General features: G+C 59.6%; 20 protein-coding genes. 17 read left to right on the forward strand and 3 right to left on the reverse strand.

Features of this window, described 5'->3' with window-relative positions:
* The 12 genes from RHSP_RS35385 to RHSP_RS17630 all read left to right on the forward strand — a co-directional run.
* A partial coding sequence (locus tag RHSP_RS35385) for a hypothetical protein (RefSeq protein ID WP_037152629.1) occupies positions 1-208 on the forward strand: 208 nt, incomplete at its 5' end.
* Between the two features lie 719 nt (positions 209-927).
* Positions 928-1,194, forward strand: a complete 267-nt coding sequence (locus RHSP_RS17580) for a type II toxin-antitoxin system ParD family antitoxin (protein WP_004120127.1) — start codon at positions 928-930, stop codon at positions 1,192-1,194.
* A 45-nt stretch (positions 1,195-1,239) separates the two neighbouring features.
* Entirely contained in the window at positions 1,240-1,515 is a 276-nt protein-coding gene (locus tag RHSP_RS17585) for a type II toxin-antitoxin system RelE/ParE family toxin (RefSeq protein WP_004120129.1), read from the forward strand.
* Positions 1,516-2,399: 884 nt separating this feature from the next.
* Positions 2,400-2,861: a ParB N-terminal domain-containing protein gene (locus tag RHSP_RS17590; RefSeq protein WP_051074096.1), complete on the forward strand. Its 462-nt coding sequence runs from the start codon at positions 2,400-2,402 to the stop codon at positions 2,859-2,861.
* A 130-nt stretch (positions 2,862-2,991) separates the two neighbouring features.
* Complete coding sequence (locus RHSP_RS17595; protein WP_200863269.1) at positions 2,992-3,987, forward strand: ornithine cyclodeaminase; 996 nt, start codon at positions 2,992-2,994, stop codon at positions 3,985-3,987.
* Positions 3,988-3,998: 11 nt separating this feature from the next.
* A complete protein-coding gene (locus tag RHSP_RS17600) occupies positions 3,999-5,312 on the forward strand; it encodes a type III PLP-dependent enzyme domain-containing protein (RefSeq protein ID WP_200863270.1) in 1,314 nt (437 codons plus the stop codon).
* A complete protein-coding gene (locus RHSP_RS17605; RefSeq protein ID WP_004120141.1) occupies positions 5,309-6,376 on the forward strand; it encodes a PLP-dependent cysteine synthase family protein in 1,068 nt (355 codons plus the stop codon). The genes RHSP_RS17600 and RHSP_RS17605 overlap by 4 nt, the downstream gene beginning before the upstream one ends.
* Positions 6,377-6,389: 13 nt before the next feature.
* Positions 6,390-7,793, forward strand: a complete 1,404-nt coding sequence (locus RHSP_RS17610; protein ID WP_004120143.1) for an MATE family efflux transporter — start codon at positions 6,390-6,392, stop codon at positions 7,791-7,793.
* A 312-nt stretch (positions 7,794-8,105) separates the two neighbouring features.
* A complete protein-coding gene (locus RHSP_RS17615) occupies positions 8,106-9,074 on the forward strand; it encodes an ABC transporter substrate-binding protein (protein ID WP_004120146.1) in 969 nt (322 codons plus the stop codon).
* A 50-nt stretch (positions 9,075-9,124) separates the two neighbouring features.
* Positions 9,125-10,102, forward strand: a complete 978-nt coding sequence (locus RHSP_RS17620) for a FecCD family ABC transporter permease (protein WP_004120148.1) — start codon at positions 9,125-9,127, stop codon at positions 10,100-10,102.
* Between the two features lie 2 nt (positions 10,103-10,104).
* The gene (locus RHSP_RS17625; protein ID WP_004120151.1) at positions 10,105-11,145 is read left to right on the forward strand and encodes a FecCD family ABC transporter permease; all 1,041 of its coding nucleotides are present in this window, start codon (positions 10,105-10,107) and stop codon (positions 11,143-11,145) included.
* Between the two features lie 7 nt (positions 11,146-11,152).
* On the forward strand, positions 11,153-11,935 hold the full coding sequence (locus tag RHSP_RS17630) for an ABC transporter ATP-binding protein (RefSeq protein WP_004120154.1): 783 nt from the start codon (positions 11,153-11,155) through the stop codon (positions 11,933-11,935).
* Positions 11,936-12,058: 123 nt separating this feature from the next.
* Here RHSP_RS17630 and RHSP_RS17635 read toward each other — a convergent pair whose 3' ends face one another.
* The 3 genes from RHSP_RS17635 to RHSP_RS17645 are packed head-to-tail and all read right to left on the reverse strand — an operon-like array spanning position 12,059 to position 17,573.
* On the reverse strand, positions 12,059-13,351 hold the full coding sequence (locus tag RHSP_RS17635) for a patatin-like phospholipase family protein (RefSeq protein WP_004120158.1): 1,293 nt from the start codon (positions 13,349-13,351) through the stop codon (positions 12,059-12,061).
* Positions 13,351-16,515, reverse strand: coding sequence for an efflux RND transporter permease subunit (locus tag RHSP_RS17640; RefSeq protein ID WP_004120161.1), 3,165 nt, complete (start codon positions 16,513-16,515; stop codon positions 13,351-13,353). The genes RHSP_RS17635 and RHSP_RS17640 overlap by 1 nt, the downstream gene beginning before the upstream one ends.
* Positions 16,515-17,573: an efflux RND transporter periplasmic adaptor subunit gene (locus RHSP_RS17645; RefSeq protein WP_157385367.1), complete on the reverse strand. Its 1,059-nt coding sequence runs from the start codon at positions 17,571-17,573 to the stop codon at positions 16,515-16,517. Before RHSP_RS17645 ends, RHSP_RS17640 begins: the two co-directional genes overlap by 1 nt.
* 200 nt (positions 17,574-17,773) lie before the next feature.
* Between RHSP_RS17645 and RHSP_RS17650 the strand changes: the two genes are divergently transcribed.
* The 5 genes from RHSP_RS17650 to RHSP_RS17670 all read left to right on the forward strand — a co-directional run bounded on the left by RHSP_RS17650 (position 17,774) and on the right by RHSP_RS17670 (position 22,994).
* Complete coding sequence (locus RHSP_RS17650; protein ID WP_004120167.1) at positions 17,774-18,460, forward strand: response regulator; 687 nt, start codon at positions 17,774-17,776, stop codon at positions 18,458-18,460.
* 2 nt (positions 18,461-18,462) lie between these two features.
* Complete coding sequence (locus RHSP_RS17655; protein ID WP_004120169.1) at positions 18,463-19,779, forward strand: HAMP domain-containing sensor histidine kinase; 1,317 nt, start codon at positions 18,463-18,465, stop codon at positions 19,777-19,779.
* A 109-nt stretch (positions 19,780-19,888) separates the two neighbouring features.
* The gene (locus RHSP_RS17660) at positions 19,889-20,734 is read left to right on the forward strand and encodes a DUF3313 domain-containing protein (protein WP_037152636.1); all 846 of its coding nucleotides are present in this window, start codon (positions 19,889-19,891) and stop codon (positions 20,732-20,734) included.
* A gap of 106 nt (positions 20,735-20,840) precedes the next feature.
* Positions 20,841-21,200, forward strand: coding sequence for a hypothetical protein (locus tag RHSP_RS17665; RefSeq protein WP_004120175.1), 360 nt, complete (start codon positions 20,841-20,843; stop codon positions 21,198-21,200).
* Positions 21,201-21,497: 297 nt separating this feature from the next.
* Positions 21,498-22,994, forward strand: a complete 1,497-nt coding sequence (locus RHSP_RS17670) for a sugar ABC transporter ATP-binding protein (RefSeq protein ID WP_004120178.1) — start codon at positions 21,498-21,500, stop codon at positions 22,992-22,994.
* The last annotated feature ends 11 nt before the right edge of the window (positions 22,995-23,005 follow it).

Raw genomic sequence — 23,005 nt, forward strand, 5'->3', positions numbered from 1 at the left:
TGACGGGAAGATCAACGGGGCGCCGCACATATCGACTTTGAACCCTCTGGCTTTGCCGCCCGCAGTCCGGACAACTTCCCGAGCGAAGGCGCGATCGCAGCCGAATTTGAACGCTGTCCGCGACAATCTTTGCTTCATCCACTGCAAGGCCGTCAGGGGCAAGGCTCGCGCGCTGGAAGCGATGCTGCATAAGCTGATCCTCCGATGAATCAGCCAAAGCGTCGTCCGCAACAGCCGCAATTCTGAGTCAGAGCCAAATCGCGGCGCAAATGAACAGTGTCCCAGTCGGAAGTCCACCCGGTATCGATCTTAACCTCATTGGGGTTTCGTCGTAGATCTTCTTGAATTGAATGTCGAATTCTGTTGTCGAGTCGGCGGGATTGAGACAACGCGATGGGTAGTACGTTGACCTGCACGTCGTGCGGATTAGACAAAACTGGGTCGGTCGTCCACGGAGGCTCATACACTCTTCGAGACGCTGCCTGCGGCGAGGCAATTGTCGCGACATCGTTCATGACGATGCTCGACTCGGAACATGACTGGGTCACCTTTATCGGTACAGGTCCTGGAAAAGCCCCTCGGCAGGAGGCGCTCGTCGCGCGCGGACCGCTTCATCAGATATCAACGGATTCAACGTTGCGGCATGTGATGGAAATCCGATGCGTCCGATTCCCGAAACAAGAGAAGCGCCGCCTAGACGTCATTTGTCCGGGACTACATCGGTGCCCCCCCGCCCAGGTGTTGCCGAACGAGGACCTTGTCGCCAGGTCGTTAGTTCAATAGTTCAATAGTCCGTTTCGCTTCCGCCACCCTGGCGGTCTCGCTTGCTTGATTGTTCGGCGCGCTGCGCTTGATTTATTAATAGATAACAACAATTGATATTTGCGCGTCTCTGGCTCATATTGCAAAGAAAGGAGCCAAATTGTCATGGCAAGTTTCGCACTGAACGACCATTACGAGCGCTTCATCAGGAAGCAGCTTGAATCCGGCCGCTACAATAACGCCAGTGAAGTTGTTCGCGCGGGCCTGAGATTGCTCGAAGATCAAGAGGAGGCCCGCGAACGCTGGCTCAATCATGAAATTCCGAGCCGCTATGCGGATCTGAAGCGCTATCCATCGGCGAGCGTGACCCTTGACGATGCCTTTGCCCGGCTGGAAGCGGAGCATCGGGCCGAGCTGGCGAAAGCCAAATAGAGTATGAAATACAAAATCGTCCTGTACAAACAGGCTTAGGCAGAGTTGCTTCAGCTTTACCGCGATCTCGCCAGTATCGAGAAAGCGGGGCCGGCGGTCGCTTGGAACTACGTCAGTGGCATCCGGCAATTTGTTATGGAGTTTGCAACGTTCCCCAGGCGCGGCCCAGTTAGGGATGGCATTATCCCCGGTTTGCGGATTATTGGCTATCGCCGGAACGTGAGTATCGCCTTCGTGGTCGAAGACGACTCCGTGCTGGTGTTGGGCGTCTTCTACGGTGGGCGGGATATTGCGGCGGAAATCCTTCAAGAACGCCTGTGAGGGATTGCCTCATCTCTCTGGGGAGAGATGAGGCGGGACAAGAAAAACCGGGAGAGCCCTTCATTCGGCATCAGCGCTCACGATGAAATTGGAATTTTAGGTCCCGAAAATGAGAGCACAGGATGGCAGCGATGTAAGGAATGTCAGATAATCCGATGCGCGTCGCATTCCGGGCCTTAACTCCTCTCATACAACTGTGCTTGTTCGTTCACTCAGCGAGGCCCAAACAGAATCGCTGGCCCAGTCTTCATGCCCATGGCGTATTCGGATCACGAAAATTGATCCGTCCGCAGTATGCATTGCCAACGCGGCTGAGGAGACGGAGCATTGTGGAACCTGATGTTATCGTTGCTCCGGTGAAGAGGATAGCCACAGGCACCGTCACGGAATGCGAAACAGACAACTGCCGATGGTCGTTACTACCGTCGATATACATGGCATGCTCGTCCGCCGCGAAAGGGTGGACACCACCGAAGCTGGGCGGACCGACACGCCCCCTGGGCCGTGCCTGCCGCGATATTCCAGGCTATGCTATCGCCTTCCTCCCATCCAGACGCTTTCGCACAGACGCTCCGGCCGCAGTTTTGCCTGCCTCGCCGAGACCGCATTATCCGGCGCCGCCGACAACCCATGCGGCCCCGCGCAAATGTCCGGGCCACGCCGAAGCGCGCAGTTCGACCATCGAGCATATGCAATCCAAGATTGTTTTATTTGTATTTGTCGACCCAGATTCTAACCAACTGTTTTTAGAGGTATTCTTAGTCTAGTTCTAAACTTGATTTTTTTTATCATCTTTTATTGACCGCAGCTTAAAAGGGTGTAAGTTCGCGTCCGTAAACAATCTGGCTTGCGTTCTCGTAGATCATGACGTCGGGGAGGCGTGAATGAAAACGGGCATTGTTCAGTACCAACTTCTCGACCCTCGAAAGCTCATCCCAACCGAAGAAATCGATAACGACCGGGTGATCGAACTCGAACGGGAGATCGTCCAATCCGGCCGGTGGACGCGACCGATCACCGCCCACCGCGCCGATTGGTTCGTCATGGACGGGCACCATAGGCTCACCATTGCACAGCGCCTTTGCTTCAGGGTCTTGCCAGTCGTTCTCCTGGACTACGACACCGTGCGGGTGGAGGCTTGGCGGCCGGGTGAGACAATCACGCCCGACATGATTTCGGCAATGGCGCGCAGCGGCCGAAGATTCCCCTCCAAGACGACGCGCCACATTTTTGAAGGCGCGCCTCCTGCCTGTGACATCCCTCTGAAAGATCTTCGGCACCCGAACGCCGTGCAAAGCACACAGGCGCTTGAGGCATGGGCCAAGCCTTCAATGTCTCCCGACTAGAGGCAAGCGTGCCAGCGGCCCAGTATGGATTCATCGATCTCGATAATTGACGAGCGAAATCAGAGCGCTCGCTCGCCGAGACCGCTTTTGTCACCTCATATCACATCGGCAACATCGAAAGGCATCGACGATGACCAAGACGTTCATGCATACGCCTGCCATCCATATCCTCACGCGTTCCGATCTATCGGATATCGAACTGCCACCGGCCGAGGTTATTCGGCTCGTCGAAGATGCCTATTTGTCCTATGCCAACGGACGGTCCCGTTGCCCGACGAAGCTCATGATGCCGCTTCCGAACGAACAGCGGGACGCGGTATCCTACTCGATGCTCGGATATGATGGCGCGCTCGAACAGGCCGGGTTCAAGACCTCCTATCGCCAAGGCAGCGAAAACGCCGAAAAATACTACACGACAATCAGCCTCTATGACGACACGACCGGACTGCCGTTTGCATTCATGGATTGCCATCGCGTCGGCGGTTCGCGCACTCCGGCGACGACAGCGATCATTGCCAAGCATTGCGCCATGGCGAATGCCCGATCGGTGCTGATGATCGGAACGGGTGCACAGGGTATCAACACGCTGCCATATCTGCTGACAGCTCTGCCCGACCTGCAAACCCTGCGCCTCTTTGGTACGCATCCCGACGGGATTGCCGCCAGCCTTTCCACATTTGCCCGGTATTTCCCCGATCGCGAGATCGAGCTGGTGAAGGATGTTCCGGAGGCTGTTGCCTCATCCGATATCGTCGTGGCCGCCTCGGGCCGCGCGGCGCACCCCAAAGTCCAGACGCGGTGGCTCAAGCCCGGGGGCCTGCTGATCTCAGTAGCCAGCAAAGGGGTCGAGACGGGCGCATTGCAGGATGCGGACTATGCGATCGCAACGAACGAAGGCCAGTTGGGTGTCACCGGCAAGAGGATGGCCGGCCTGGACGGCGTTGCCAGGATCGATGCCGAACTGCCTGATATCGTCTGTGGCCGCAAACCCGGGCGCAACACCCAGAACGATCGGGTGTTTGCATTCAGCAGCGGCATGATCATCACGGATATCCCTGTCGCCCATGCACTCGCCACCAGAGGGATTGCCGCCGGCCGCGGCAAGCGGGTCGCGCTATGGAGCTAGCGATCAATTCGATGCGCGCTCGTGAACAGGCCTGGGCCATCGCCGTCAGGCAGGACATTGCGCTGCTGAGCCACATTCACCACGCGACGGACGGGCCGTTTCACATCATCCATCCCGAGAGCTTTGCCGACAATCTGGCGGCCTTCCAACGCGTTCTTCGGGAAAGAAACGTGGCAGGACGCGTCTATTTCGGCAAGAAAGCCAATAAGGCGGGCGCATGGCTGCGTGAAGTAGCGAGGCTGCGCGGATCGGTGGACGTCGCCAGCATACCCGAATTTGTCCACGCACTCGCCAACGGCATTCGCGGCGAGGATATCGGGGTGACGGGGGCGGCCAAGAGCAACGATCTTTTGTGGCTGGCTTGCCGCCACGGTGCCACCGTTGCCATCGACGCCATGGACGAGCTGGAGCGGGCGATCGCTCTCGCGGCGGAGACCGCCCCTTTGCGGATCCTGCTGCGTGTGCTGCCGCCCACGGGACAGAACAGCCGCTTCGGACTCAATTCAAATGATCTTCGCGGGGCACTCGAACGCTGCGCGAAGGCGGGACACCATCTGATCATGGATGGCTTTTCTTTCCACCTCGACGGTTATGCTGTGCAACCGCGCGCCGAATTGGCGTCAATGTTGATCGGCCAATGCCTGGAAGCACGACGACAGGGCTTTCCGGCTACCGCCATTTCCATCGGCGGGGGCTTTGCCTGTGCCTATGTCGATGAACAGGACTGGAGAGTTTTCAAGGAACTTATCGATCCGGCTGAGTTTCACGCGGGAAAGAGCTTCAATCAGTTCTATCCCTACTACCAGGCGCCCACCGGCGCCACCATGCTCGACGCGATCCTGCAGAGCGTCGATAGCGAGGGAACGCTCTCATCGAAGCTGACAGCTGCAGAGGTGCAACTGTACCTCGAGCCGGGGCGGGCACTTCTCGACGGTGCCGGAGTTACGGTCTTTCCAGTACAGGGTTTCAAGCGAAATGCGGAACACGGCATCGTAACCGTCGCCGGCCTTAGCATGAGCCTGTCGGAACAGTGGAAAAACAGCGAGTTTCTCCCGACCCCTGTTCTTGTGCAAAGGGGAACGCCCCGCCCCCAAGACCCCGTTCGGGCAGCGGTCGGTGGTTCCAGCTGCATGGAATACGACGTTCTGACCTGGCGCAAGATCCCATTTCCTGCAGCGCCTCGGTATGGCGATCTGATCATCTATCCCAATACCGCCGGCTATCAGATGGACAAGAACGAGAGTGAGTTTCACCAGCTTGCCTTGCCGCCCAAGATTGTTGTGACCCGGCAGGGCGAACGTTTCACCTGGAGAATGGATCAATGACGAGACACATTAGCCGGCCTGCTGAACGAGTCGTGACGACAAGCTCCGAGCTGATTGGCGACACGCCTTTGCTGGAACTTGCCCGGACAGGATCCGGCAGCCGATTGCTGCTGAAACTGGAGCAGTTCAATCCCACCGGCTCTTGCAAGGTCCGGATGGCGCGGGAGATGATACTGGCAGCCGAGCGGGACGGCGTACTGAAGCCTGGCGGTCGGATCGTCGAGCCGACCTCAGGCAATACCGGAACGGGCTTGGCTCTTGTAGCAATCGAACGGGGCTATAAGTTTACCGCTGTCGTCGACAGTCACGCATCGCGCGACAAGCTTCGGGCGATGCAGGCCATGGGCGTCGATCTCGTTTTTGTCGAGAGCAATGGGAACGGCCCGAGCACCGTCGAGCGACGTCGTATCGCCGGGAAAATTGCCGACGAAACCGGCGCATTCTGGCCGGATCAGCACCACAACCCCAACAACAACAATGGCTATGTCGGCCTTGCGGCCGAACTGCTCCGTGACCTCGGCACGGATGTCGACTATCTCGTCGGCGCGGTCGGCACCGGCGGCACTCTATGTGGAACGGTAAGGGAGCTGCGCCGCCTCGGCTCGCAGGTCATGAGCATCGGCGTCGAACCGACAGGATCGATCATCTTCGGTGGACCCGCTGGCAAGTATTGGCAGACCGGCGCCGGCGCGCCGGGCGGATTTACCGTCGGCCCCAACGTCGATCGTGCCCTGATCGATGAGAGACTGACGGTCGACGATATCGACGCGTTCACCGCTGCCCGTGTCGTCGCTCGCCGGACGGGTATGCTGGTCGGCGGGACGGCCGGTGCCGGGATCCATGTGGCGCTCAAGCGTTTAGCCCTTGTCGAACCGAACAGCACGATGGTGGTCCTCGTCTGTGACGCAGGCGAAAAATATCTCGACACCATCTACGACGATGACTGGCTTCGGGAACGCCACCTGTTCGACGAGACGGCACATCGACGCCTGCAGCGGCTTTTCGATGCCTATCGGGAATCGATATATCTCGCATCTCGAACCGTAGCAGCGGTGGGAGCATAACGACGTGGCCACGATGCAATTTCGGCGCTATCAGGAAATCATCACGCTCGCCGCCCCCATTGCCGGCATTCAGTTTGCCCAGGTTGCTCTTACCAGCACCGATCTCCTGATGATGGGCTTCATCAGTGTTCAGGCGGTTGCCGCGGGCGGTCTCGCAATCTTGCTCTACAATCAACTGCGCACGATGTGCGTCGGCATGGTGACGGGCGTCGGCAACTTGATCGCCGCCTCGGTTGGGCGGGGAGAAAAGAGAACCGGCACGTCATCCACCGACGCAACAACGCACGAGGAAGTTCGCGATTTGCTCCGGGCATCCATGCTGCTTGCGACGATGGTCGCGATCGCCGCCGGCATCATCCTTGTCGTTCTCGGCTATTGCCTGGTCTTTCTCGGGCAGAGCAGCGCGGTCGTCGAACTTGCGAGGCCGATCATGCTTACCCTCGCACCGGGCCTGCTGCCAATGCTGTGGCTCAATGTCCTTCGTCAGTTCGCGGTGGGAATGCGTCGCGCAGGCTCCCTGTTGCGGGTTACGATCATCTCGATCGGCGTCAACGCTCTGCTCAACGGCGCCTTTATTTACGGATGGCTCGGCTTGCCGAAGCTTGGCCTGGCGGGCATTGGTCTCGCAACCACGCTTGTCCAGATATGGACCTTTTTCGTTTATTTGCGGACAGTCCAGCGGGACGAAAAACTGAACGCCCTCCTTGCTATGGATGGATGGCGAGCCCAGCCTGCGACCATAAGACAAATCGCGAAGATGGGAACGCCGATCGCATTGACCTATGGTTCCGAAGCGGCCATCACCTCGATCGCGACCATATTCATGGGCACGTTCGGTCCAGTCGCTCTTGCCGCCTCCAACATCGTCAATCAGCTCGCCTATATCGTCTATCAGGCCAATATAGGACTGTCACAGGGCTCCTCGATCTTGGTGAGCCGCACGGCCGGAAAGGGTCACGCTGGAGAAATCGGTGCGATCGCAAGACGCACCTTCACGATCAGCTTTTCCATCACGACGGTTGTCGGACTTCTATATGTCTTCCTTCCAAGAGCAGTGCTGCGTCCTTTTCTGGGCGACCAGGCCGATCCGGCCGTGCTCGCCGCTGCGACCACGCTTCTCTGGTTCGCCATAGCGCATCAGTTCTTCAAAGGTTCGCAAAATATCTGCATCGGGCTGCTGCGGGGGCTTGGAAACACCAGGGCCGGGCTGACCAACACCCTGATCGGCTACTGGCTTATCGGCATCCCGGCCATGGCGGTGTGCGGATACTGGATCGGCTGGGGTAGCCATGGGATCTGGTTTGGCCTTTGCCTCGGATTCGGAGCAACCAGCTTCCTGCTGTGGTGGCGTTTCATTACGGATCTCAGAATGGCATCCGCTACGCTGCAAGATACCGAGTATCAGGCTGCTCGTTAGAGCAATTCCAGGAAAACTGCGCAGCGGTTTTCCGTCTGGAATTGCTAGAAAACAAAGAGATAGAGCGGTTCAGAGTTTCCGTGAAAAGCTGAACCGCTCTTGGCTTGGCCGGCATGCGTGGCGATATTCCACATGCCGCGATAAAAGATGATTGTAATAATCATCTTTTATCGTTAAAGCAGACAACAAAGATCAAGTTTTGCAGGCAAAACCGCTGGGATGCCGTGTCTCTTCCGTTGATGGATGGGCCGCCGGCGGTGTCTGTGAAAAGAACGTTATGTTGTAACGAATATTGACCTGGAGGGTATCGCCATGAGGCGGCGCGTGTTCGGCGTGTTTAATATTGCAAGCATTATTGTCCTATTGACCTCGGGGGGCGCTTTCGCCGAGGAAAAACAGACGCTTTCGATCGTGGATGATCGCGGTAAAACCGTGCTGGCCCCGGTCAACCCGAAGCGGATCGCCTCGGTTTCCTACCTTGCGGTCGATGTTGCGCTTGCTCTCGGTATCAAGCCTGTTGCGACCACCTACATGACGGCCGGACGCGAACCGGACTTTCTTCTTGGCCTGACGAAGGACATGAAGCAGATCGGGCAACGGGCGAAGCCCAACCTCGAATTGCTGTCGGAAGTCCGGCCCGATGTCATCATTGCCATGAAGCGCTATACCGTCGGCAATGCCCCGCAGTTCGAAAAGATCGCGCCCTATATCGCTTATAATATGGAGCTTCTGAGCCAAAGCTACCAGGAGGTCGCCGACCTTTCGAAGCTGTTTGGAAAGCCTCAACGCGGCGAGGAGCTGAATGCTGCTTTCAAAAAGGATCTCGGAGCTTTCGCCGCAAAGGCGCCGAAGGATGCGCACCCGCGTTTCCAAATCATGTGGGCGGGCGATACCCCATTCTCCTTCCATACCGAAAACACCGCAGCATCGATCGTTGCAGCGCTCGGAGGCGACAATATTGTCGGCCCGATGACGAAGGAAGGCCGGTTCGGCGAAGAGCTGAGCCTTGAAACCATGCTGGAAAAAGATCCGGAAGTGATCTTCGTCTATGACAGCGGCCCGGATCGTCCGCATGAGAACAACCCCATCTGGCAGCAGCTCTCGGCGGTCAAGAAAGGCCGCGTGCATTATGTCGGTGACGAGTGGGTGGAAACCAATGGTCCGATCGCCCGTGAGCTGGTGCTGCGTGAGGCCGCCCACTACCTCTACCCTGACACCTTCCCTGCCGTCGATGTCAAGGCGGAGGCGGCCAGGCTGATTCCGGCCGACCTGCAAAATTGATAGGGGTCGCGGCCACCGCGCGGCGACGGAATGATCTTCAGCCGCTGGTGATGACGATCATCATCATGGTCGTTGCTGCGATCGTCGTAATCTGCGGACTTCTGGTCGGCGCCAAGCCGCTTCAGCCGCGTGCTCTTTGGACGATCCTGTTCGCACCCGACGGGAAGATCGATTCCATTCTCGTATGGACATTGCGGCTGCCACGCAGCCTCGCGGCTTTTATCGGGGGCGCCGGTCTCGGCGTCTCCGGTTATCTGCTGCAGATCCTGACCCGCAACCCGCTCGCCGGCCCGGGTTTGACCGGCGTGACATCCGGAGCGGTGACACCGATCGTTTTCTGTTTCGTTTTCGTGCCGTCGCTCTCGTCCATATATTATCCATTGGTCGGGCTGGCGGGCGGTATGGCGGCTGCGCTGTTGACCTTCTGGGTCTCACGAGGAGGAAGAGGACGCCCCTTGCATCTGGCGCTTGGCGGCATCAGCATCTCCTTGTTCCTGAGCGCGGTCACGACCTACATTCTCCTATTGAGCGGACCACAGGTGCCGTCATTGCTTTTCTGGCTGTCTGGCGGCTTTCAGGGACGTTCGTGGACGCAGCTCTCATACATGACCCCATGGGTTTTTGCCGGCACCGCCGGCGCACTGGCATGCCAGCGCGTGATCGGGCTTCTCGCCCTAAGCGAACAGGCAGCGGCCGGGATGGGATTGCAGCTCTCGTTCTGGAAACCCTTGCTGCTTCTTCTGGCGGTTTTTCCCGTAGCGGGGGTCACACCCGTGGCGGGTCCCGTGGCGTTTGTCGGGTTGGCGGCGCCGCACATCGCCCGGCTTTTGAGGCCGAACGGCCCGGGATGGGCGATCGCCCTGACAGCAGCGCTCGGCGGTCTGATGGTGGCTGCGGCCGACGTGATTGCGCGAAGCGTTGCCGCCCCCCAGGAACTTCCGGTCGGGATCGTCACGGCGCTGATAGGAGGACCTGTGTTCATCTACCTCGTTCAAAGCCGCGGCTTCTCGTTCAAGGGAGAAGCGTGATCATGGCCACATCCTTGTCGCTCCGAAACAATAGCAGCGCCGGGTTCCTGCTTGTCTTTGCCTTTGTCTTCGTCGCGTTCCTCTCCTTCGTGCTGGCGGTGTTTGTGGGGGTGGCAGATATTCCGCCGTCGGATGTCGTCGCGGTCCTCACGGGACACGGTTCGCGGCAAGCGCAATCGGTCGTCATCGATATCCGTCTGCCTCGTATCGTGACGGGAATACTGGCCGGCATTCACCTCGCTGTTGCCGGCCTTATTCTTCAAAGTGTTACGCGCAACCCGCTTGCCGACCCGTCCATTATGGGCGTCTCCCAGGGGGCAACGCTCGCAGTAACCATCTTCCTGCTCTTCACCGTCTATATTCACTATTCCGGATCGACGACGGTCGCAGAACTTCCCCTCGAGTGGTTGCCCGCCGTCGGCACGGTGGGAGGACTTCTTGCAGGCGGCATTATCTATATGCTGGCGTTTCGCCTCGACCTGGGGCCGCTTCGCATCACCCTTTGCGGCATTGCCGTGGGCGCCGTGCTGCAAGCTTTGGCCATCGGATTGATCGCAGGCTGGGGCTCCGCGCGGATCGAAGTGTTGCTGGAATGGCTTTCCGGCAGTCTCTACGCGCGGAGCTGGGAACATGCCGCCTTTCTGCTCCCTTATACGATTGCCGGCCTCGCTGCCTTGCCTTTGATCCGAAGGCCGCTGGAACTCCTGCGTTTCGAGCCCTCCATGGCCCGCTCTTTCGGGCTTTCCTACCGGCGGCAGTTTTCGCTTGCCTTGCTTCTGTCCTGCGGTCTTGCGGCGAGCGCGGTTGGCACGGTCGGCCCGATCGTCTTCATCGGGCTCATCGTACCTCACCTTGCCCGCTTCCTTGCCGGCAGGCGGACCACCCTTCTCCTACCGCTGACGATCGTCCTCGGCGCTGTCACTGTTACTCTGGGAGACCTTGTCGGCCGGCTGATAGGGCAGGCTGACGAAATCCCGATCGGCATCGTCACAGCGATCTGCGGCGTTCCCGTGCTCATCGCGCTTCTTCGCAAAACCCCATGAGGATGCCATGCTGCTATCCTGTACCCGTCTATCTGTCGCTTATGGTGCTCGAAGAGCGCTGAATGCCCTGGATCTATCCTTCAGGCCGGGCGAGATCCGTGCGCTGATCGGACCCAACGGCTCCGGAAAAAGCACGGCGCTCCAAGCTCTTTCCGGCCTGATCAAATCGGCCGAGGGGAACACAGAGATTGATGGCAGGCCGATCGCATCCATGTCGCGACGGCAATTGGCCAAGCACCTTGCATTTCTGCCGCAGCAACCGGCCGCACCTGACGAGATGACCGTGGCGCAGCTGGTGCGGCAGGGTCGGTTCGCGCATGTCGGTCTGTTTAAAAGCTATGGTCCGCGGGACGAGGATGCCATTCGCTGGGCGCTGGAAAGCACCGGCCTTCACGACTTTGCCGACAGGAGCCTGCGGGAACTGTCCGGCGGCGAACGCCAGCGGGCTTGGATCTCGGCGGCGATCGCACAGGAAGCACGGATCTTGCTTCTCGATGAGCCGACGTCGTTCCTCGATATCGGCTACCAGGTGGAGGTCCTCGATCTCGTCCATCGGCTCAGCCGGGAAAAAGGCGTCACCATCATCATGGCGATCCACGATCTCAATCAGGCGATGTCCGTCTGTGATCAGATCTCGTTGCTTGATAGGGGCAATCTGGTCTTCGACGGTGATCCAAGGGTACTGGCCGGCACAGGATTGATCGAGCAGGTTTTCCGGGTGAAGGGGCGCTTCGTCCCAATAGCCTCCGATGCGCCTCCTCATTTCGATGTGGAGCTTGCGCGGCGGTGATGTCAGGTTAACGCAGCCGGATGCTCGGTGCAATCATCCCCGATCTCGACCGTGTCGCCGCTGCGGAGCAGGAGAACGTGCTCACGCTTGCAAAGCCTTGCGCGGCAGGTCTGCGCCACCTCGTCAGCGAAAAACCGGCTTGTCCTTCCAGAGACTTCCAGCGGCAAATTCGGCGTATCCAAGGTTATAGACCGCTCGCATGTAATTGGTGTTGAACGGATCGAAGGTGGAGTAGGGAACTTGTGCATCGATCGAGGCAACGCGGAAACGGGCTCCGGTTAGCCTGGAGTAATTGTAGAGAGCGGTCAGCGCACTTTGTGTCTGCGATTTGATGAAGATGGAATAGGCCCGCATGATAACCGGTAAGGTCCTGTCGGGTGTCGTGGAAAATTCCGGCATGAGCGCATTGTTGACGATCACGTAGAAATTGACGCTCTGGCCTTGGGTGAGCAAGGGCCGGCTGGAGCTGGTCAGGAGAGCTTGCGGCATCATCAGTATCTGCGAGGCCGATCCTCCGTCTGAATGCATCTCCTCGAAGTGACGCCCTCCGGAATCTGCCCTGATCATGACCGCGGGATAAACGCCTGGAATGCTCGCCGACGCCGTTAGAACATCTTGAAACAGCTTCAGGGCATCGGGCCGGCCACTGTTGGCAATGGCGCCCATGTTCCACACGACCGCGCGCTGGGTGTCGAGATTGGTCGTCAAGATGAACAGCCGGCGGCCTTTGCGATGTTCGGCGGCAACCTGCCGCAGGAGTGCTGGCGTCACGTAGCGCGCGATCATCTGTCTTAATGGTTCGGCTCTTAACAGGCTCGATCCAAAAAGGCCGACGAAGCCTTTCGTCCGAACCAACTTTTGCGCGATGCCGCTGGTGTAGAGATCAACGAGGGTGTCGTCATAGGCCGATCCGAGAAATGCATAGGGCGCGATCAAGGCACCCGTACTGACGCCGGTGACGACATCGAACTGCGGGCGGGTCCTGGCCGCACTCCAAGCAGAAAGCACGCCGACGCTGAAGGCGCCGCCGGCACCGCCGCCGGAAATCATAAGAGCATCGAGTTTCCCTCGTCTGGTCGCGGGCGCCCAGTTCGGGACATCCCGCGGCGCTTCCTCGAGCCGGGCATCCAGATAGGTCCGGATTTCGCCATAGCCTGCAACCGAGGCTTTGTCCGCCTCGCTTGCGTCCAATGCCCTATCCAGCGTCTGCACGCATCCGGACAAGATGAGCAGGAAAGGAAGCAAAAGGCCAAGCGCCCGGACCAGGCTCCTCCCTGTCGAATGGCAGGACGCGCAGGCGGCATTGCGGCGCCGCCTGCGAGGGTATACGTCCCGCGGCTTTGTTCCGGCGGAAGGAACTCGACCGAAGAATTTGCCCTGAACGGCGCCAAACATGGCGTCTGTTTTACCAGGCATCATTTATGACCCTGCCCTCGTTTTGAGTGATCAGGCCTGAAAGCGATCGCTTTATGGTCATTGGATGCATCGTGCAGCAGCTCCGGGCCGAAGGTCACTTCGCGACCAAACCCAGCGCGACGAAAGAGCCGATTGAGGGTCTCGTGGAGGTCGTCCACAAAAGTGAAGATGACAGGAATGACGATGAGGCTGAGCAGCGTCGACACAATGACCCCGCCGATCACCACGATAGCCATCGGCTGCCGGAAGCTGGAATCACCGCCCGTCAGGCTGAGCGCGGCCGGAAGCATGCCCGACGCCATGGCGATGGTGGTCATGACGATTGGCCGCGCACGCTTGTGACAGGCATCCACCAGCGCATCGAACCGGGGCATGCCCTCATTTCGCGACATGATGGCATATTCGATAAGCAGGATGGAATTCTTGGTCACCACGCCCATGAGCATAAGCAGGCCGATGACGGCCGCCATCGAGAAGCTGGTTCCGGTCAACACAAGTGGCAACAGCGCGCCGCCGAGCGACAGCGGCAGTGCCATCAGCAGGGTGAATGGCTGCAGGAAGTCATGGAAGAGCAGAACGAGGACCGCGTAGATGCAAAATATGCCGATCGCCATTGCAAGGGCGAAGCTTTGGAACAGTTCCGAGCTGCGCTGAAGTTCGCCCTGTTCCACCAGGGCAACTCCCGGCGGCAAGTGCCGGAGCGCGGGAAGCGCCTGCGCCTCGGCATGGACATCGCCCAGAATGCGGCCGTTGAGTTCGACGGAGACCGTGACATTGCGCATTCGGTCAATGCGGTCGATCTCGGAGGGGCTGCCGCCAATCCGGATGTCGGCAATGGACCCGAGATCGACACTGCCATTCGTGCCGACCAGCCGCATATTCCTGATGTCGTCCAGCTTCGTTCGTGTCTCGGGCGAGAAGCGCACGACGATCGGGACCTGCCGCTGCGGCAGGTTGAGCTTCGGCAAGTTGGAGGAATATTCGCCATTCGTGGCCACGCGTACGGCGCTGGCGATCGCATTCGACGTTATCCCGAGTGCTGCGGCACGCGCGAAGTCGGGGGTGATCTGGATCTCGGGGGCTTGCCTCGATGCGGTCGACGTGACCGCGCCGATCCCCCGTAGCGTGCGAAGCTGCTCCTCCAATGCCGTGCTGGCGCTATCCAACACATTGGCATCGTCGCTGGCCAGGGTGATATCGAGCTTGGTCCCGTTACCACCGCTGCCAACCTCCACACGCAATCCGGGAAGGACGGAGAGAGCCTGCCGGATATCATTTTCGATCGCCGACTGCTTTCGATTGCGCTCAGAAATGGGCGTCAATACGACGACGACCGTGGCTGATCCGACATTGCTCGTCGCGGAGGTATCCGGGCCGCCGCCCGAGGATGCGGAACCGACCGAAGAAAAGACACGCGTCACGTCGGGTAGCTTGGCTACGATATCCGCAGCCTTCCTGGTCGCCGCATCGGTCTGTTCAATCGTGACGCCGGGCTGCAGCGTCAGCGTGATCTGCGTGCGCGCATCGTCGGATGCCGGGATAAAGCCCGATTTCAGCAGGGGGATCGCGGAAAACGAAAGTGCGACCACCACGGCGGTTGCAGCCACCGTGATCTTCCTGTGGTTCAGGGCTGCTTTCGCGACGGCCATATAGGCGCGCATGATACGGCCATCCCTTTCTTCCGTCGCAGGATGGGCCTTCATGAAATAGGCCGCCATCATGGGCGTCAGCAGGCGGGCGACGACAAGCGAGGCGAGGACCGCAACTGCAGCCGTGACGCCGAACTGACGGAACAGAAGGCCCGGTATGCCGCTCATGAAAGCCGTCGGCAGGAAGACGGCGACCAATGTGAAGGTGGTCGCAATGACGGCGAGCCCGATCTCGTTGGCCGCTTCCATCGCTGCATCGAGCGGCCGCTTGCCCATCTTCAGGTGGCGCGCGATATTCTCGATCTCGACGATGGCATCATCGACAAGGATGCCGACCACCAGCGACAGCGCCAGCAGGGTGACGATATTCAGGCTGAAGCCGGCGAGGTACATGACCAGGAAGGTCGGTATGACCGATAGGGGGAGTGCCACCGCCGACAGGATCGTCGCACGCCAATCCCGAAGAAACAGCCAGACGACGACGATCGCCAGGATCGCGCCCTCGTAGAGCATGTGCATCGAACCATCATAATTGTCGATGATCGGCCCGATCGTGCTGTAGGCTTCGTCGATCTGCACATTGTGATGGCTGGCGGCGAACGTCTTGATCGCCTTGTCGACATCGGTCGCGACGCCGCTGTCCGAAAAGCCGTTGGAGCGTTTGATCTCGACCGCCACAACCGGCTTGCCGTCGAGATAGGCCATCGAGGAGCGGGACGCGAAGCTGTCCTTGACGGACGCCACGTCATCGAGGCGGACCTGCTGTCCGTTGGCCAGAGGAATCCGGAGCTCCTTCAAGGCTTCGACTGAAGGCATGGCGCCGAGTGTGCGCAGCGTTTGCCGGGCGCCGCCGATTTCCCCGAGACCGCCTGACGTATCCGCCTGCACGGCTTTCAGCTGCGCCGATACCGTGGCGGCGGTAACGCCGAGCGAGGCCATGGTCGTGGGATTGAGATCGACGTGAACCTCTCGGTCGATGCCGCCGATCCGGTTGACCTGTCCCACGCCCGGCACCGACAGCAGCGCCTTGGTCATATCGTTGTCGATGAACCAGGAAAGCTCGGTCTCGTTGAGAGCGCTCGAGCGGACGGCATAGGTGACCAGCGCGGAACCCTGCGTCGTGACCTTGGTGACGCTCGGCGTCTCCATTTGCGCGGGTAGATTGGCCTTCACGCTATCCACGGCATTACGGACCTCATTCAGTGCTGCTTCGCTGTTTTTCTCCAGCTTGAAGGAAACCTTGATCGAGACGGTGCCGTCGGTGATCGTCGTGGTGATGTGGTCGAGATAGGTCAGCGAGGCGAGACTATCCTCGATGGTGCGGGCGACCTCGGTTTCAAGCTGCGTCGGCGCCGCGCCGTCGAGCGTGGCGGTGACGGTGATGGCCGGGAGGTCCATGTCGGGGAAATTCTGGACCGGGAGATGCCTGAAGGCCAGCAGTCCTCCGACGGCAAGCATTGCAAACAGCAATATCGCCGGGACAGGATTACGGATCGAGAAAGCGGAGAAGTTCATCAGTCTTTCTCCGCAATCTTCACGACGTCATTGTCCGACAGAAACGCCCCGCCGGACTTCACGACTTGCGACGACGGACCTATGCCGGAAACGACTTCAACTTCTGCGTTGTTACGGCGACCCGTTTCCACACGGACCCTGCGCACCCGCTTGTCCCCGTCGGCGATGAACACGTAGTTGATCCCATCGCGAAACACGATCGCCGTTTCCGGAACCGCGAGGGCCGGAGTGGCTTGCAGCTCGATATTGCCCGTAACGTAAAGTCCAACGCGCGGACGGACGTCGGCTGGAAGCGCGACATAGACGATCGCCCGGCTGGTATCCGTGCTGACCGACGGTCCGACAAGCCTCACCCTGCCTTGGACCGAGAGAGCATCCGCTCCGTTGATTTCGACCTTCAAGCCTTCCGAAATGCGCGGAAGGTAGCGGGCGGAAACCTCGGCCTGCCATTCAACTTTCTGCTGACGAACGAGGCGAAACAGCTCCGTGCCCGCGGAAACGACGGCGCCGAGCTCTGCGGACCGCGACGTTATCATGCCGTCGTCGACGGCAGTGATGGTCGTCTGGGCAAGCTTGATCTTGGTGCTGTCGAGGGCGGCTTCTTCAGACGCCAGACTTGCTGTTGCAGTCTGTTCGTCGGCTAGATATTCGGTGATCTTCTCCACGGAAAGCGCACCCGAGGAGCGAAGCTGGCGCGCGCGATCAGCATTGGCCTTGGCCTTGGCCAGATTTGCTTGTGCGGTGACGACGGCCGCTTCCTGTTTGCGAAGATCGGCCAACGCGCTGTCCTGGGAAAGTCGGACTAGCGTCTGCCCTTTCGTTACCACGGATCCTACATCCACCAGAATATCGGTGATACGCAAGCCGGCCGTTTCCGAGGCGATGATCGCTTCCTGCCATGGCTTTAGCCAGCCGCTCGCAGGAACGGTCTCCGGCCAGTCCCGCTGCGCCGGCGTTGTCACCGAGACGGTAAGAGCAGGTGCTGCGACCTGCTCCGCCAACCCATCGCGGGAGGGAAACACAAGCGCTGCCGCAAAAAGTGCGACGGCGAATGTCATGAACGACTTTCTCAACGATACATTCCTTAACAGTTCAAGGCATCGCGCGGGCCATCGTTGGCCGCGACGAATGCCGCCACGTCGATCAGTAGCCGGACGAACGTTAAGTGCAGTCAAGTTAGTGTTAAGCTAGGTAAAACTTGGTCCCATGCCCGCGTTTGTGTTGTAATATTTCCAAATACGAATGACGGACAATGTGAATGAACAAGGTTCTCCTCATCGACGACGATGTCGAGTTGACAACGCTGCTGCAGGAATATCTGACAGAAGAAGGATATGACGTGGCGACGGACACGGACGGGCGCGCGGCAATTGCCGCTGCCGCTGGCAACACGGTGGATATCATCGTGCTCGATATCATGATGCCCCGTATGAACGGGATCGAGGTTCTGCAGAGAATCAGAAAGCTCAGCCCCGTTCCCGTCTTGATGCTGACCGCAAGAGGCGATGACATCGACCGGATATCTGGCCTGAACCTCGGTGCCGACGATTATGTGCCGAAACCCTGCTCGCCCGGTGAACTCGCGGCCAGGCTGCGCGCGATCCTTCGCCGTGCGGGCCAGCCCACAGCCGGTGCGGCGACCGACACGCTGAAGGCGGGGCAACTCGCGATCCATCCGGGCAGCAGGACGGCCGAATGGCGCGGCGAGGCTTTGGATCTTACCGGCACGGAATTTAGCCTGCTGGAAGTTCTCGCCCGCAGTGCCGGCCAGCTGGTGTCGAAGCAGGATATCTCGAAGCGGGCCTTCGGAAAGCCGCTTACGCCATTCGATCGCCGCATCGACGTCCATATCAGCAGCGTTCGCCAGAAGCTCGGGCTCAGAGAGGACGGACAATCCTGGATCCAATCCGTTCGCGGCCAGGGCTATCAACTTCTCGTGGACTGACCATGCCCCGGCTTTTCTGGAAGTTCTTCACGATCATCTGGCTGACACTGGCGGTGACCGTCGCGGTCATCATCCTTACCGTCAAACTGCTTCAGGCAGTTCCTTTCGCGCGGGAACTGGCCGAGGAACGGCGAGGTCTCCTTCTGGACCTGACGGCAAACGTCCTGGTTCAGGACGGCGCAGATGCCGCTGCGCGTTTCGTGCGCGCGAGCGAAAAGACGCTGCCGCTCGGCCTTGCCATTTCGGGGGCTGCCGATCCCGACACCTGCGCGAAGGAGAACACCGGCGATACAAGATCCGTTGTAAGGGATGGGGCTTGCTATCGGATTTCCCTGTCGGCTCCAATCGGCTTCTCCTTCGAGAATTTCGCTCCATTGATGCCGTGGCTCGCCATCCTGATATCGAGCACGCTGGCGGCGGGTGCCCTTGCCCGATACCTCATTCGTCCTGTCGTGCATCTTCGCGATGGTTTGAGTGCCCTTGCCCATGGCCGCTTCGATTTTCGCATCGGTGACAAGATGGCCGGTCGAAAGGATGAGGTCACCGCACTTGCGCATGATTTCGATTCCAGCGCTGCGCGGCTGCAGGAGCTTCAAGCCGCACAGCAGCGACTTTTCCACGATGTCTCGCATGAACTGCGCTCGCCCTTGTCTCGTCTGCAGGCCGCGGTCGGCGTCCTCAGGCAGAGCCCGGCGAAGGTCGACATCATGCTCGACCGCATGGACAGGGAGGTTGAACGACTTGATGTGCTTGTAGGCGAAATTCTGACGCTTGCCAGGCTAAACGCCGGCTCCAGCTTGCCGCTGAGAACGCAATCCGTCGATATCATCGAACTGCTAAACGACATCCTTGGGGATGCAGCATTTGAAGCCCAGGCGCGGCGCGTCACGATCACGATGAGCATCGACGGCATTTTCCTGGCCGAGGTGGAAGGCGAGCTTATCTATCGAGCGCTCGAAAACGTCGTTCGCAACGCCGTCAAATACACCGCCGAGCATTCGAATGTAACCGTGTCTTGCGAGATGGCCGCGGAGCTTCTCATTATCCGCGTGACGGATGCGGGGCCAGGGGTCGGGCGGGACGAAATCGAACGAATCTTTCAGCCGTTTTCCCGAGGTAACGACGCCGAGCCGCAAGGGGGATATGGCTTGGGCCTGGCGATCACCCGGCAAGCGGTCGAGCGCCATGGCGGACGCGTCTACGCATCGCTGCCGGTAACCGGCGGCTTGGAGATCACCCTCGAGATTCCCCGAAAGCCTGAAACCTTTGGCCCGATGGCGGATCACGGCCGATCTGGCTCGAGCCTCCGCAACCTCTAGGGAGAGGTTCCTCTCGCCGGGACTTTTACCTAACTTTACACAGCCTTTACTGCCATTAACGCCGGGCGCGCTACAGCTGAACTATCATCAAAGTTCACAAGATCCGCCCATGACGTTCGGCCTTTGGCAAACCAAAATCTCAGCGCGTACGACAGTCTGCATCGTGCTGCTCGCAGCACTCCCCTCTTGCGCAAACATACCTCTGCATCAGGGCACCTCCCTTGGTTCCTATGCCGGCATGAGCGCTTCGGGAGGCTCAATGACCAAGGCAAAACTGCGGGTCGATTCGCCCCAGGTCCTTGCCGCGCGGACCGTGCACATCGAGCCGACGGTAGCGCAGATCGGTAATAGCAGCGCCTTCGATCCCAAAAGCCTGGCTCTCGTAACAAACGCCATCGACCGGGCGTTATGCATCGGGCTTGGTGACCGCTTCCAGATCGTAGCAGCGAACCAACCAGCGGATCTGATCGTTCATGCCACGATCACGGATATCGTTCCGACGAACCGGACGGTTGCAGCGACGTCCGCCGCGGCATCGCTTGGCACGTCCGTTGCGCTCGCCGTTCCAATTCCGAGGATCCCGATCGGTCTTGGAGGCTTGTCCGTCGAGGCAGAGGCAATCGGTCAGGATGGGTTGCAGAAGGCGGCAATGCTCTGGTCGCGCGGCGCAAACATGCTCACGACAAAGGCCCGCATCTCCGTCGTTGGAGATGCTTACTCCCTCTCCTCCGCCTTCGGCGGCGACTTCAGCCGCATGCTGGTCAAAGGCCGCGATCCATTCAAAGGAACGCCAGCCATGCTCTCGATGCAGAGGATCAAGGCATCGCTCGGTGGCGACCCGAAATACGAGGCCTGCAGGCCATTCGGCCGCGCACCGGGCATCACGGGAGCGGTCGCCGGTCAATTGGGCTTGCCACCAGGCTGGAGCGATAAGGGCGCGGCAGCCTCCCCGTGACGACACTAGGCGGATGACGCCCGCCATCACCGGCCATCCAGCAAGTCGCTCGCAACGAGCAAACTTACGGCACTTCAAGCAAGATCAACGAAGAAAGGATATCGATATGAAAAACTATCTGAAACGAATGGCGGTGGTTGCCTCCATTTTTGCCTCAGGCCCAGCGCTTGCCGCGGAAGGACAGGCCTATCTGACGCCGCAAAAGGCGGCCGCCATCCTCGCCGACGGGCGGCCCTGGGCGGCGAATGCGCCCGACGGCAAGGCGCTCAAGATCATCCTGAACAAGGATGGCACCGGAAGCGTGCACGGCCCCATGCCGTTTACGCTGTCCCTCACCTGGTCGGTTAAGAACGATACAATGTGCATCCTCGGCAAGATGGGAACCAAATGCCTTCGCTTCCGCGAGGTTCCCGGCGGGCTTCAGAGCTGGGACGGCGAAAAGCCCGATCTGAAATTCAGCCGCTAGACGATGTCAGCGTAATGAGTCCGGTCGCAAGGGAGCATCATGGTGGTCATGATGACCCTTGTCGCCGGCCTCGTGCTTGGTGGAACCTTCGCGCTCACGACACTGAGCCAGACCATTCAATATGATCCGCGCTCCGATCGCCAATCTAGCCGTCGGCCAGCTGATCATCGGCAGCAATAGGCTGCTCACCTCCTTTAATCGCGAAATTGTAAATCCTGCCGCAAGCGCAACAGTGAAGCTCTTGACGAAATGTTATCGATAACATAGCCTCCTCATCGAAGCTTTGGGAGGAGCGGAATGGACAATGGAAAGCTGCTCGAATTTTCCGACATCACCAAGGAATTTGGCGGAACGCGTGCACTATCGAATGTGTCTCTCGACTTGCAGCGTGGCGAAATCCTGGCACTTCTCGGAGAAAATGGCGCCGGCAAATCGACGCTCATCAAGACCTTAGCAGGCATCTACAAGCCGGACGGCGGGCAGATCCTGTTTCGTGGCAAGCCCTATCATCACCGGCCGCCGCAGCCAAACCAGCGTCAGCCGGTCGCTTTCATCCACCAGGATCTCGGGCTGATAGAATGGATGACGGTTGGCGAGAATGTCGGGCTTGCGCAGGGTTACTCCTTACGTGGACGACTGATAGACTGGCGCGCGACTGAGCGGCGCACAGCAGAAGCCCTCAAACTGGTCGGCTGCGATTTCGATCCTTCGACCCGCGTGCAGGAACTGACCCGCACGGAAAAGTCTCTTGTTGCAATCGCCCGCGCGCTCGCCGTCGAAGCGGACGTACTGGTTCTCGACGAGCCGACGGCAAGCTTGCCCGCCGACGAAGTCGAGAAGCTGTTTGCTGCCATTCGTCCGCTGAAAGAGCGCGGCGTCGCCATGATCTATGTCTCGCATCGCCTTGATGAAATCTTCCGCATTGCCGACCGCGTTGCGGTTCTGCGCGACGGGCAATTGGTGGGTCAGAAGCCTGTTTCCGAGACCACGCCGGATGAGCTCATCCGCATGATCGTCGGACGCAAGGCTGATCAGCTGTTCGTCAAGGCCGGGAAAAGCGCAGGGCCTGCTATCGTGTCGGTGAGGGAGCTTTCCTGCCGCGGTGCCGGACCCGTATCCTTCGATATCCGCCAGGGCGAATTGCTTGGCCTCGTCGGGTTGCGAGGCGCCGGTCAGGAGCTGATCGGGCGCGCCCTCTTCGGCTGCGAGCCGTCGCAGGGAAGCGTGCAATTGAATGGGGCCGAGCCTGATCTTTCCAGCACGGTTGCAGCGATGGCCTCCGGGATCGGGCTGATCGCCAGGGACCGGACGGAAGAGTCCGTCGCCATGTCGCTCAGCCTGCGCGAAAATACCTTCCTCAATCCAGGCGCATCGGGGCGCAGCCTGTTCTCTTTCCTGTCACCGCGCCGCGAAGCGGAAATGGCCTATTCTCTCGGCAGCCGGGTCGGTCTCCGGCCGAATGATCAGAACCTTGCCATCGAGGCGCTGTCGGGCGGCAATCAGCAGAAGGTCGTTGTCGGACGCTGGCTGGCAACAGGCCGCAAATTGCTGATCGCCGAAGACCCGACCGCCGGCGTCGACGTCGGTGCCAAGGCCGACATCTATCGGCTTATCGCCGAGGCGGTCGAGGCGGGCCTCGCCGTCCTCGTCGTCTCCACGGATTTCGAGGAAATCGCCCATATCTGCCATCGTGCCCTCGTGTTTTCGCGCGGAAGGATCGTGCGTGAGCTTAGCGGCGGCGACCTGACAACACCGGCGGTCATCGCCGCCGCATCTGCGTCCGAAGCGGCCTGAACCGGAGAGGA

The sequence above is a fragment of the Rhizobium freirei PRF 81 genome (assembly GCF_000359745.1).
Taxonomy (GTDB): Bacteria; Pseudomonadota; Alphaproteobacteria; order Rhizobiales; family Rhizobiaceae; genus Rhizobium; species Rhizobium freirei.